This window comes from Clostridium minihomine, assembly GCF_900240385.1.
Lineage (GTDB): Bacteria > Bacillota > Clostridia > Oscillospirales > Acutalibacteraceae > Faecalispora > Faecalispora minihomine.
The window spans coordinates 72,138-85,579 of the sequence record NZ_OEQH01000002.1; the positions used below are offsets into that span (position 1 = coordinate 72,138).

At 45.3% G+C, this 13,442-nt stretch carries 9 protein-coding genes; 2 read left to right on the top strand and 7 right to left on the bottom strand.

Annotation, left to right across the window (positions count from 1 at the left end; all coding sequences use genetic code 11):
- Window positions 1-10: 10 nt before the first annotated feature.
- From glgB to C1A02_RS04090, 4 genes are all read right to left on the bottom strand, one after another.
- Window positions 11-1,954 (bottom strand): 1,4-alpha-glucan branching protein GlgB, encoded by a 1,944-nt coding sequence (gene glgB / locus C1A02_RS04075; RefSeq protein WP_101696952.1) that lies wholly within the window; start codon window positions 1,952-1,954, stop codon window positions 11-13.
- Between the two features lie 365 nt (window positions 1,955-2,319).
- Entirely contained in the window at window positions 2,320-2,988 is a 669-nt protein-coding gene (locus C1A02_RS04080; protein WP_101696953.1) for a hypothetical protein, read from the bottom strand.
- 410 nt (window positions 2,989-3,398) lie between these two features.
- The gene (gene gap, locus C1A02_RS04085) at window positions 3,399-4,415 is read right to left on the bottom strand and encodes a type I glyceraldehyde-3-phosphate dehydrogenase (protein WP_101696954.1); all 1,017 of its coding nucleotides are present in this window, start codon (window positions 4,413-4,415) and stop codon (window positions 3,399-3,401) included.
- A 110-nt stretch (window positions 4,416-4,525) separates the two neighbouring features.
- A complete protein-coding gene (locus tag C1A02_RS04090; RefSeq protein ID WP_101696955.1) occupies window positions 4,526-5,380 on the bottom strand; it encodes a hypothetical protein in 855 nt (284 codons plus the stop codon).
- 157 nt (window positions 5,381-5,537) lie between these two features.
- On the opposite strand from C1A02_RS04090, the gene spoIID reads away from it, so the two are divergent.
- Window positions 5,538-6,578, top strand: coding sequence for a stage II sporulation protein D (spoIID, locus tag C1A02_RS04095; RefSeq protein ID WP_101696956.1), 1,041 nt, complete (start codon window positions 5,538-5,540; stop codon window positions 6,576-6,578).
- A gap of 342 nt (window positions 6,579-6,920) precedes the next feature.
- On the opposite strand, the gene C1A02_RS04100 is transcribed toward spoIID, so the two are convergent.
- The 3 genes from C1A02_RS04100 to C1A02_RS04115 all read right to left on the bottom strand — a co-directional run bounded on the left by C1A02_RS04100 (window position 6,921) and on the right by C1A02_RS04115 (window position 12,741).
- Entirely contained in the window at window positions 6,921-10,139 is a 3,219-nt protein-coding gene (locus C1A02_RS04100; protein ID WP_101696957.1) for a hypothetical protein, read from the bottom strand.
- A gap of 367 nt (window positions 10,140-10,506) precedes the next feature.
- Complete coding sequence (locus tag C1A02_RS04105) at window positions 10,507-12,339, bottom strand: MORN repeat-containing protein (protein WP_101696958.1); 1,833 nt, start codon at window positions 12,337-12,339, stop codon at window positions 10,507-10,509.
- A gap of 177 nt (window positions 12,340-12,516) precedes the next feature.
- Window positions 12,517-12,741 (bottom strand): hypothetical protein, encoded by a 225-nt coding sequence (locus tag C1A02_RS04115; protein ID WP_164997144.1) that lies wholly within the window; start codon window positions 12,739-12,741, stop codon window positions 12,517-12,519.
- 185 nt (window positions 12,742-12,926) lie between these two features.
- On the opposite strand from C1A02_RS04115, the gene C1A02_RS04120 reads away from it, so the two are divergent.
- Complete coding sequence (locus C1A02_RS04120; RefSeq protein ID WP_101696961.1) at window positions 12,927-13,421, top strand: tRNA (cytidine(34)-2'-O)-methyltransferase; 495 nt, start codon at window positions 12,927-12,929, stop codon at window positions 13,419-13,421.
- Window positions 13,422-13,442: the final 21 nt, after the last annotated feature.

The window sequence follows — 13,442 nt, forward strand, 5'->3', positions numbered from 1 at the left end:
CTGCGAGCCCTTACAATATTTCCGCATTTCCGGGCAAACGGCCATCTGGCTTTTTAGAGCGGCGGCGTTTGCACTTTAAAAAGAAAACGGACATAGCCGGCAGCGTGAGGCTGATACTTTGATCATAGCCATGCATCGGAATTTCTTGGGTTCGTATCGAATCCCCGTTGGTCACACCGGAACCGCCGAACTCGACTTGGTCTGAAGAAAAAATCTCTTGATAAACACCTTTAAAGGGAACGCCGATGCAGTAGTTTTCCCTTTGAACCGGCAGAAAATTACAAACAACAATGACTTCTTTGCCAGATTGATCGATTCTTCGGAACGAAATGACGCTTTGCGTATAATCGTCGTTAGAAATCCAGGCAAATCCTTCCCAGGAAAAATCGATCTGCCACAAAGCAGGAGTTTCCAGATAAAAATGATTCAGAGCTTTAAAAAATACTTGAGCCTTTTGATGCAGCGGATATTCCAGCAAAAACCACTCCAGTTGTTTTTCGTAATTCCATTCCACAAACTGGCAAAACTCGGTGCCCATAAAAATCAATTTTTTTCCCGGATGAGCCATCATATATCCCATAAAAGCCCTGACTCCGGCCAGTTTTTCTTCATTTTCTCCCGGCATTTTATTAATTAAAGAGCATTTTCCATGCACCACTTCATCATGAGAAATGGGTAAAACATAATTCTCTGAAAAGGCATAAAAGAAAGAAAAAGTCAGGTTGTCATGATTGTATTTGCGGTAAACCGGATCTAAAGACATATACCGCAGCATATCGTTCATCCAGCCCATATTCCACTTATAATTGAAACCCAGACCACCACAGTATGTGGGTTTAGATACCAGCGGCCAGGCCGTGGATTCCTCTGCAATCATCATCACATTGGGTGATGCCTGAAACACAGCTTCATTCAGCTTTTGCAGAAATGCCACCGCTTCCAAATTTTCTCGCCCACCATTTTGGTTTTTAACCCATTCGCCTTCTTTGCGGCTATAGTCTAAATACAGCATGGAAGCAACCGCGTCCATCCGGATGCCATCAATATGAAACTCAGTGAGCCAGAACACCGCACTGGAAATTAAAAAGCTAATCACTTCGTTGCGGCCATAATCAAAAACTAAAGTACCCCATTCCTTATGCTCCCCTTTTTTGGGATCTGCATATTCATAGCAGGGGGTTCCATCAAAGCGTGCCAACCCATTTTCGTCTTTGGGGAAATGAGCCGGAACCCAGTCCAGAATCACACCGATCCCTGCTTGGTGGCATTGATCCACAAAAAACATAAAATCTTTGGGCGTCCCATAGCGGGAAGTGGGGGCGAAATAACCGGTTACCTGATAGCCCCAGGAACCTTCAAAAGGATATTCCGTCAGCGGCATCAGCTCAATATGAGTATAACCCATCTCTGTTACATAAGGAATCAGTTCCTGCGCCAACTGGCGGTAAGAAAGGCTGCTGCCGTCGGAATTTTTGCGCCAGGAGCCCACATGAAGCTCATAAATGTTCACCGGCTGACTGTAGTGGGGTTTTTGTGTCTGATGGCGTTTCCAGCCGGCATCCTTCCAATGGAACCCCTCTATGGAATAATATTTGGAAGCATTGCCGAACCCATCTTCAAAATGAAACGCGTAGGGATCGCTTTTAAACACCTTTGTCCCATCAACCTGTTCCACACAGAATTTATAAGAGGTGTATTCGGGAAGAACAAAAGGCAGATACGCCTCCCAAACCCCTTGACTGATTTTTTTCATGGGGTACTGGCTGTCATCCCAATCATTAAAATCCCCTGCCACAGAAACGGATTCTGCATGCGGTGCCCAAACACGGCACACCATTTCAGGCTGCCCGTTTCTCTCTGTTTCGTGCATCCCCATATACTCATAAGCCTTCGAGTTTGTCCCCTGATGAAACAGAGAAAGCGGCAGGCTGGAGTTTTCCGGTTTTAATGACATCTCTATCCACTCCTTTCCAGAGCTTTCTGTTTTCATCATACCACAAATCCCAAAAATTTCAATAGTTTTTAGTAATTTAATGAAAATATATTGAATCACTCTTCTCATAATTTGTATACTATTCACAAATTACAGCTGTTTTGGTTATGTAATGGGTGAAAGTCCGGACAAACGTAATTGGCTCTATATTACTCCTTTTGTTCTGTCGCATTTTAGAGAAAAGCCGAACCCCAGCTCTTTCTGTAGCATTTAACCAAGAAATGGTACAAAAATCGGTGTACACGAAACATATCGCATACACCGGTTTTGAGGAAGCTCTTTGTTATCTTGAGATAATCCAAATTCATTATGATAGATGCTCCGTATCACTCCAAGTCTCCAATTGATCCAAAAAATAGTTCAAAATTTTTTTCGCATATAAAAGTGTATGTACCATCACTATTATAAATTAGTGTTCTAGAAATACATTGATTCACTAAAATTAGATTTGCTAAATCGGAGTAATAGAATTGCGAAATATATTCCGAATATTTCTTAAAATAATTAATTAAGTATTTTTCAAAATCATAAATATCAAAAAGAATATCTTCTTGGCAAGTTTTATAAATTTCCAGGATATCTTTAGAATCTAACTCTTTTCCATCATAGCCCAATTTATGATAAATATATCTTATAAACAGTCGATTTTGATAACTTTCATATTCAAATTTCTGAATTTGAATTTTTTTCCGTATCGCATTTACAGATGGAATAAAGGATAAAAAATAGAGCATGAACAACAACATCACAACTACAAAAACAATAACAGAAAAGGGTGTGTCGGGAAATATTCGGTTAACTAAAATATAAATATTGCTTCCATTAGAATCCTGTGTAGATTCACTGGCACTACACCATGCAAAAAATCCCCCTAAAAAAACTGTGATAAACAATACATTTCTTACTTTTTTATATAATGATACATCCATGGAAAGTTTTGATAAATCATCTCTAAGTTTTAATTCATAGATTATTTTTTCAAACTGCAAATCCATTTAATTTTCTCCTTTGAGGGGTAATGACTCAAAATACTATCCTTAATCAAATAGTGATTGGGATAGTTCCTAAAAAACTTACTCTAAAGTTTAATAAGAAATAGCACCCCTAACTTAAGTACAAAGCACTCTAAGCAGGGGTACTACTATTGGATTACAAAATTGAACGCTTACACCAGTATTCAATATAAATATTGTAATTTGCAGTTATTCACAATATAGAGCACTTAAAAACCAGGGTGTTTCTGAAAAAGGAAAACCGTTGGGAATTTCGCTGAAAACAGAGCAGATGCAAAGCAAAAAGCGCAGAAATACTAGGTATCAGGACATTCCTAACGCCGCAGTTGTTGTTTACAGTAGAATTCACCTAGAGTTTGGAGTTTTTAGATGTCCCCTAGTTAAAGAGCAAATTATTTATGATCCACACTGAACATATGGCTGATTAAATCCAGCACCTTGTTGCTGTAGCCCCACTCGTTGTCGTACCAAGAAACCAGCTTAACAAAGTTTTCATTCAGCATGATACCTGCATCTGCATCAAAAATAGAGGTGCGGGGATCACCCAAGAAATCAGAGGATACCACGGCTTCGTCTGTGTAGCCCAGAATGCCCTTCATCTCGTTTTCAGAAGCTTCTTTGATGGCTTCACAAATCTCTTCATAAGTAGCAGATTTCTCCAAACGGCAGGTCAAGTCCACAACGGAAACGTCTAAAGTGGGCACACGGAAAGACATGCCGGTCAGCTTGCCTTTCAGTGCAGGGATAACCAAGGCTGCCGCTTTTGCTGCACCGGTGGAAGAGGGGATAATGTTGCCGGCAGCTGCTCTGCCGCCTCTCCAATCCTTGGCGGAGGGGCCGTCCACTGTTTTCTGAGTAGCAGTGGTAGAGTGCACGGTGGTCATCAGACCTTCGGCAATGCCAAATTTGTCGTTAATTACCTTGGCCAAAGGAGCCAGGCAGTTGGTCGTACAGGATGCATTGGATACTACTGTCATATCAGAGGTATAAGAATCTAAGTTTACACCGCATACAAAAGTAGGGGCATCATCTTTTGCCGGGGCAGAAATAACAACTTTCTTTGCGCCTGCCGCAATGTGAGCCGATGCTTTCTCTTTTGTTGCAAATACGCCTGTGGACTCCACAACATATTCTGCGCCGTCAGCGCCCCACGGAATGTTGGCAGGGTCTTTTTCCGCATGAACATTGATGGCTTTGCCGTTTACCATCAGCTTGCCGTCCTGTGCGCTGATTTCGCCCTGAAATCTGCCGTGCATGGTGTCATACTTTACCATATAGACCATGTAATTCAGATCAACAAAAGGATCGTTGATCCCCACGATCTCGAATACATCCGGCTGTGCTACCGCCGCACGGAACACCAAGCGTCCAATCCGGCCAAAACCATTGATGCCAATTTTGATAGACATAGTATAACCTCCTAATAATTTAAAGCATACCTTTTCTTTCCACTATTCTATAGCATTTTTTACAACAATACAAGAGTTTGAGAAAAATTTAACTAATAAATGTTCATTTTTTAAATTTTTTCAGATATTTTTTGCTTTTTTATCATTTTAAAACTAAGAGATTGCAAAAACATTGCCAACACCAAATATAATACACTGCTTTCCATGGTCATAGAGCAAATATCGCCCCGGCCCATGGCATACATCAGTAAGTTCGGCACAGTTACCGTAAAAGTTACAATGGCACAGCACATACCGGATGCCACCATCAAAAGACGGCTTTTGGAATCATCCAGTCCCGACAAAAAACGTGCCTGAGCAAACAGGCATACCAGCAAAAAGATCACCATAAACATGGAATACAAGCTTTCAATGGAATTGACCACTTCTGTGGATCGCACAAACATTACCGTTAAATCCATGCATGACCAAAGCGGCAAAAATAAAGTTGCCGCAGGAAGGTGAAGGTAAGGACTTTTTCCTTGGCCCAATCCCCACGCCAGCACCAGCAGATTAATTGCTGCTGCCACCGCCAGAATCGCCAGCGCAGCGTATAAAACCGGATGCTGCACCCAAACCGGAATCTGCTGCATATAATTTTCTTCCCAATTGGTATCACCCGACGCCACCAGCGCCAGCTGACGAACGGCATAAATCAGCATCACCGCGCCGCTTAATCCACAAAATATAACGGACGGCATACTGGACATATCCTGAAATTGCAAAGAGAAATTCTTTTGGCGCCGCGACAAAAAAAGCACTGCCGCGCACCCTGCAATCAGAATTACAGAAACGATAGTTGAGGTTACATTTCCATCGGTAAAAAAACCAGTTTGACTGTCCACATAATACATCAACTGATATAAACGCACCGGAATCGTCACTATGCAGGTGACCGCAAATACGATCCAAATTTTTTTTATCATGCTTTCTGCCCTTTCTTTTGCTTCTATCAGCGGTCACTGAAAGAATTTTTGCGATTCAATGATAAACTTTAACGAATCTATGACTCATTTTATATCACGTATCCCGCAAAGTCAATAGAAGCCGCCCCGGGCCGCTTTGCGGAGAAAGGAGCCCAATATGAAAGGAAAACCCGCACTGTGCCTTTTGCTGTTCTTACTGCTTTTGCTGATTCCGCTCATGGCACTGGGCGCAAAAACACCAGACAAAAAATCATCTTCCCCTCCCGCATCTTCCACACCGGCAAGCAGCCAAACGCAAAGTGCTGCCCCCGCCTCTTCTACGGCAAGCGAAACAAAAACAGCGGCAACTGCCGCTGTTTTTAAAATTCTGGATGAATCCACCGGAACAGTACTGACCGTGGACGACAAAGAATTCCTGTTTGGAGCAGTCGTCACAGAAATGTCCCCCGAAAACCATGTGGAGGCTCTAAAAGCACAGGCGGTCAGCGCTTACACTTATTACAGCCGCCTGCGCGAACAACAGCGGCAAAAACCAGATTCCTCCCTGAAAGGCGCTGATTTTAAAGCCAACATTTCCAGCTGGCTTCTCTATACCACCAAAGAAGAAATGCAAAAACGCTGGGGTGGAAATTTCGATGCCTATTATAAAAAGCTGTCAGAAGTAGCAGATGCCGTTTACGGCGAAACCCTGCAAAGCAACGGCCAACTGATTTGCGCCACCTATTACGCGATATCTTCCGGCAATACTGAAGCCGCCAAAGATATTTGGGGCGGAGATTACAGCTATCTGGTGCCGGTTGCAAGCCCCGGGGACGTGTATGCCGGGGGTTTTAGCACTAGCGTAACCTTAACCCCTCAAGAAGTCCAAACCGCCGCACAGAAACAATGGGGGCTATCTTTAACAGGCGAGCCTTCCGGTTGGTTTGGGAAAGACGAACGAACCAAATCCGGCTCAGTCAAATCCCAAGTGCTGAGCGGCAAAACGGTTACGGGCGGAGAAGTTCGAACAGCCTTTGGGCTTCGATCCGCCAACTATACAATCAAATTTGCAGGTGGAAAATTCACCTTCTCAGTCAAAGGATACGGCCATGGCGTGGGCATGAGTCAAGTGGGGGCAGAATATATGGCGCAGCATGGCTCTGACTACCGCCAGATTCTTTCTTGGTACTATCCCGGCACTGCCTTAACAAAAGCATAAGCAAAAAGGAAACAGCCATGCAAAATATGACTGTTTCCTTTTTTGATCCCTTATTCCTCGAATCTTTTTATTTGATCCATTCTTTGCTTTCGATCGATCTTTCCTTTGGATTTGTTCCACACATTCGGCTTACCGTCGTACTCTATCGGCACTGATAGCACGGTTCCGACAGGTCGATTTGACCTGTTTTAACAAAAATAAGGAGGTAAGACCAAAAGTCTTACCTCCCATTGATACGTGTGCCGATCTCCGGCACAAAGCGGCGGTCTGGAAGATGAAGTCCAAACCGCCGCACGCAAATACAACTAACGATTATTCAGTTATTTTTAAGAAACTTGGTTCTTATTTGAACAGAGACACGTTGTTGCCTGCTACGCCCTTCGCAACTGCACCAGCAGCAACGTCGAACTTAACGGAAACGTGAGTATTGCCAGCCTTAGCAACTACATAAGCAGTGCCGGGGTTCTGAGCAGTTACTCTGTACACGCCATTGCCGCGGGGAGTGATGGAAACGACTTTGCCGTTTGCGCTCACAACCGGAACTTCATTGCTTCCGGTAACGGTGAACTTCACATCATAGATGCCCTTAGGAGCAAAGGTGTAGGAAGTTGTGTCAGCCTTCAAAGAACCGTTCACTTTTACTACGTTCACAGTCAAAGTAGCAGCAGCGCCGTTTGCATCAGTTGTGGTGATGGTTGCGGTGCCTTCAGCAATACCCTTAACCTGGAACTTGTAGCCGCGAGCATCAGCAGCGTTGAACAGTTCAACCTTAGCAATCTGATCGTCGGAAGAAGTAGCAGTCATAACTGCTTCGCTGGAGGACTTTGCAATATACTGGTACACTGCATTGGTTCCCAAAGTAACCGGCTTGGTGGTATCCAAAGTTACAGTGGAAGCAGGCAGAGCAGTAGCAGTAACTTTAGTGGTAGCAACAACAAAATCATCATTGGTGCGGCCATCTTTGTCTACTACAGTAGCAGTAATAGTTGCCTGGTTATCGGTTGCATACTCTTTGTTGAAATCCAGAACCTTAATGGTAGCCACGCTGCCTTCGGTGGTCATGCTGATATAATCATCATTTCCATCAATGCTCCACTCAACATAGGAACCCTCAGGCATGCCTGTGCCGGTGGGATAAGCAACTGCAGTTACAGTTGTGCTCTGGCCCTTAGCAAGGGAAACTTCGCTCTTATCGAGCTGTACGCCAGCGAAAGTAACAGCCTTAACAACGAACTTCTCAACGTCGCTGTTCACAGCCTTCTTCTCTAAGGTGTAGCCCAAAGTTGTGATGTCATCAATGTCAACTGCATCGGTGTAAGACTGGAATGCAGTTACGCCAGTAGCCAAACCTTCGGTCAGCTGCAGGGTAATGTCTTCCATGCTGTCTTCAACAAACAGTTTGCCAGCGGGAACTGCCAGAGTACCGTCACCGGAAATGTCATTGAAGTAGCCTTCAGCAACAGTTACCTTGCCGTCTTCATCTTCAATTTCCAAGCTGCCAGCCTGCAGTTTGCCCTTGACTTCAACGTTGGAATCGCCGTTTACAGTAATATCTACGTTAGCAGAATTAATGATTTTGCCGATTTTACCGGAGAAATCTTCGAAAGTAATATCATTGTCATAGTCAGCATCCAAAGTGCCGATAGTAACATTTTCGTCGTTCAGAGTAACAGCGCCCTTAACGGTGCCGTTAATCTTCACAGCAGCATCACTAGAAGCATTGATCTCGATTTCGTGCTCATCGCCCTTAGCTTCCACATTACCAGTGATGGTGGTGGCAACATCTTCGTCATTGGCATCGATGTCTACGGTCTTACCAATCACATCGCCAGAAATGGTACCGCCGTTAACAGCAACCTCAGCTTTATCTGCATCAATTGCCTTTACCTTACCTTTGGTAACGGTAATCTGAGGCTCTTCACCCTTTTGCTCTAACAGGCCGACATTACCATCATCAATGGTAATCTTGTTAGCCTTAATGTTGCCGGCGCTACCAGCATCCATATCAACAGTAGTTTTTGCATTACCCTTAATGGCACCGATTTTACCGTCGGTAACAAGAATGGTATTCTCTACAACTTCCCCTTTATCCAAATAGGGAGCAATGTCATAGCCGGTGACGTTGTAAATTTCATTGTTGTCTTTGGCTTTTCTGACATCATCGTTATCCCAGCTGTTCAGTGTATCAGCTTTTCTGGTCACATAGGTTGTGCTGCCCTTTTTGTTGATTTCAACTTTTGAACGTTCTGCACGCCATTTTTTATCAACAGACAACTTAACAGTGGTCTTTTCTGTTTTATCTTTCTTGGTGGCCAAGTCAAAATCTACGTTGATGGTACCAGTAGAAGCAACTTTTTCAGGAACCAATTTGTCTTTCTTTTCACCACCAGCTTTAGCTACAGCAAGAGCAGCCTCAGCATCTGTTACAGCCTTTTTCAAATCTACTTCCTTAAGATCCTTGACTGCAGCGTATGCCTCTTTATGAGCATTCAATTCGTCCTCAGCCTTTTTAACCACTTCGGCTTGAGCATTGTACTTGTCAAGTGTCTCTTGAGCCTCATCTAAAGCAGTCTGTGCGGCTGCAATTGCAGCATCATCCACAGGCTCTGCTTTTTTCAGATCTTCCAGTGTAGTTGTTTTAGTGACTACATCACTTTTTAATGTTTCCAGAGCTTTTCCCTTATAATCACCATGCTCCTTGGCTGTAGCTACGTTGCCTTCCAGCGTAGTTGTTGTAGCTGCGCCAGTTTTAAACAACTCCAACTTAGCGTTTGCAGCATCCAAAACAGCTTGGGCGCTTTCAATAGCGCTCACGTTGCCTTCAGGGAAATAGGTGGTCTTAACGGTGTAAATACCATTTACAGACTTAACAGGCTCATTTTTCTTGATGTCAAAAGCCTTGTCGCTGTCTTTCTTGACTTTACCGTCGACAGCATCTTCATCAATGGTATACACTGCATACAAATCTTTGTTAGTTACTTTATAAATAGCAAAAGTTAACTGCTCGTCATTGATTGCCGCAGAGCTAAGATCATCGGGCTTATCATTTTCGAACGGCTCATCACTCACTTCTGCAACGATCTGGCTTCCAACCGGATCAGCATAAATGGTGATATCTTTCTTGCCTCTTACCTTAACGGTCTTGTCGTTACGGTCGTATTCACCCTCATAGGTAACGGTGATAACTTCTTTACCCTTTGCGTCTTTCTTCAGGGTCAGCACGTTATCTGTATCATCTCTGTCCTTAATGGACTTTACGAGATAATCACCCGAAGCATGAGTGTAGCTCAGGAATTCAACGTCGCTGGCTTCCTCATTATCATAGGTTTTCAGAGAAACGCCTTCGAGCAGTTCGTCAACTGTCACAATGACATCGATATCTTTGTCATTTGAGTCTTTTTCTTTTGCGTTACTTGCCAGATACAATTCATCCTGATCAACGGTCAGCTTTCCGGTCTCACGGACAGAAGCCGCAGAAGCGAAGTTAAGGGAAGAAAAGCTGGACACGATCATGGCAGATGCCAGAACCAGTGACAGCACTTTGCTTTTGGTTTTATTCATCCTTGGTAGTCCTCCTTAATAGTGTTTCGTTGTTTGCGTATTTGCGCTGTGCTTTTATGAAAGGTAAACATACATGGCAGCCCCGCCTCTAAAAGGCCGAGACAAGCGGAAGCAGCTGAAAATTGTAAGAAACTCACGGCCACACCGCTTATATGTTTAGTTGAATTATAGGCGATCCCGGACATAATGTCAAGGGTATTTTTGACTTTTTTTAAAATTTTCACACCCCGCCAGCCCTTGGTACTGCTGGATTTTTCAGGATTTGCCATGGAAAAATCAGTTATTACGAATTCATAGACTAATTGTTAACAATTTATGAATTATTACATTTTTCTGACTTTTTTCTTTCCAGTATTTTTTCGTGCTTTTAGGGGGTTAAAGTATCCTGCGCAATGCCATCCTGATACAACACGCCGGCAAGGGGACGATCCTTTTCCCAACGGCCCGCAAAGCCCACCTGTCCATCGGGCAGATATTGGGTTCCCATTCCGTGGCGTTTTCCGTTTTTCCATTCACCGCTGTAACAAAGCCTGCCCTGCGGATCAAACAAAGTCACTTTGCCCGAAAAGCGATCTCCATCCCAGCGGGCAACCAAAAGGGTTCCATCCTGCGCCCGGTAACTGGCGCCCACGCCGTGGCGTTTGCCTTCTACCAGCGCCCCGGCATAGCTGATGCTGCCATTGGTGTCGACCACAGCGCCGGCCCCATGGGGTTTGTCCTGCTTCCATCCCCCGGCATAAAGGCCCCCGCCGCCGGGGCGGAACCCCACCCCCACGCCGTTTCGTTTGTTCTGCTGCCAGTCGCCCACATAGCACATGCGTCCCGTTTTGTAATAATAGGCGCCAAAGCCGTCACGCTGATCCCGCCAATAGCCGCCTTCATAGGCGGTTTTGCCGTCAGGCATTTCGGTGCGGCCGCGGCCGTGGCGCATCTCTTCCAGCATCTGGCCGAAATAGCGATAGCTTTCTTGCTGGCTGATCACGATGCTTTTCACCGGCACGATTCGATCCTCGGCGGCTTCCGGCTCTTTGGCCGGGGCGGCATTGTCTGCCTTTGTTTCCTGTTTCGGCACCTTTTTGGGTTCCCCTTTCAGGCCCGGGGCACAAACCGTTCCATCGGCGCTTCGCTTTGCCACCGCATAACGGGTCGGCGCAGCGGGTGGCTCCACCGCTTTGTGCTCCGGCACATCCTGCCGGAACAGTTCTCTGTCCACCCGATAGCTGGGTGACGACTCTTCCTTAGAGGGAACATCCGGCTGGGTGGGATCTTTTTCCATTCTTTCTGCATTTAGAAGGTCAGTTTCTTCTGTTTCTTTTATAGAAAGGGAATCTTCCTGTTCCAAAGCCGTATTTTTCATCAGCTGTTCTTCCAACTGCCTCAGGCGATCTTTCAAATAAGAAATAGGAACCTCATCCGGTTCCTTCCAAGAGTCTTCGTGTGCCCCCGGATCTTCTAGCCGGCACAAACGCTCCTGTGCCAAAGATAATTCCGCCGAAGAGCCCGGCAAAGAAGATTCCTGCTCCGGCAAACATTCCGGATCCAGCGGATCCGATTCTTCCCGCTGCGGCAAAAACACCGGTTCTGACGACATTCCGCCTTCCTGAATCTTTTGCCAAAGGCTTCTGCGCTGCTGATATTCCTGCTCATCGCAATAGCAGTAATCCCCTTCTAAACAAGCGGCGATGATCTTCGGATCCCCCAAACTGGAATCGATCATGCTTTGCTCTGCCGTTCCCATCCTCACCGGGCAGGGGTAAAGAACGGTTTGTGCCGATTCCCCGTTCCCCGGCTGGCGCAGCGTCAGCTCCTCTTTACCCGGAACACAGGATAGTTCCGCCTGAACGCGGCCATCCGGCCCATAATAAGAGGCTTTGCGAAACTGGTGCAGCTTATCGTATTCCGTGCGGATTTTCAGCGTGCCGTTTGGATCAAACACATCCAAACAATAGCCATCGGGAATTTTATAGGCTCGTTCCAGCAGATTGCGTTCCCACTTCTTTTCCCACACAAAGGCCCGCTTTCGGATCACATACCGGAACCGCACCTCCATCCCGTCCTCCTGCACGGACGCGCGCTCTTTTACCTTATGGTTCGTCTGAAAATACACCTTTCTCGCGTCATACAACCTTCCGTGCAAAGAAGACAGACTGCTGCAGCCTTTATAATAGACTGTAAGAATCACATGTTCCGGCAGCTGCATAATTCGGATCCCTCCCTGGTTTTTGCTTTGTTTCAGTGTACCGCATACGCCGGCCTTTGGCAAGGGATTCGCCCCCGGAATTTTCTGTATTTTGCCAAAAAAACGAAAAAGAAAACTGCCGCAAAACGGTTCGCTCTTTCCGAATCCGTTTTACGGCAGCCATGCCCGGGGTTGTGATTATTTGAACATATACTCCATGTTGTCCAACACGCCGCCAACTTTTTTCATCGCCTTATTGGCTGAACGCTTCAGCTGACGGTTGTTTTTAAATGCCTTATTGCTGACGCTGGCAACTGCCAGGCCTGCCACAAGCCCCGCGCTAATGCCTTTTACAAAGCCTTTGGTTTCATTATACATATCGTATAACCTCCATATCGTGTAGATCAATTTCAGACCCGACATTATTTATTCCCCCTGTCTTTTGATATAATCAGAAAGATTATGGCAAAAAGGAAATTGCATACAAAACCACCCACAATTTCCTTAATATTTCCTTTTATGAATAGACTTTTTTCCCCGGTTGGATTATGATGAGTATGACAAATTACAAAACGGCCTAAACTAGACCCGAAAGGATAAACTCTGACATGCCAACGCTTAATATTGTGATGGTGGAGCCTGAAATCCCACAAAACACCGGCAATGTGTCGCGCACCTGCGCCGCAACAGGCGCCATTTTGCACTTGGTGGGGCCGATGGGCTTCACAATTGATGATAAAAAATTAAAACGTGCCGGTCTGGATTACTGGCATTTTCTCGACATTCGCTACTATGATACTCTGGCCGATTTTTTCAGCCGTAATACAGGGAATTTTTTCTATTTTTCAACCAAAGCGCCGCGTAACCACACCGAAGTTACTTACCCGGATAACTGCTATTTGGTATTCGGCAAAGAAACCGCCGGGCTGCCGGAAGAACTTTTGCATCAAAACCCGGATTCCGTGGTTCGCATTCCCATGCTGTCAGAAGCGCGCAGCCTGAACCTTTCCAATGCGGTGGCCATCGGCGTGTATGAAGCGCTGCGCCAGTGGGATTTTCCAGAGCTCAGCCAAGAAGGACATCCCCGCAGTTTCGACTGGTAAGCTTCTTTTAAAATATTGATA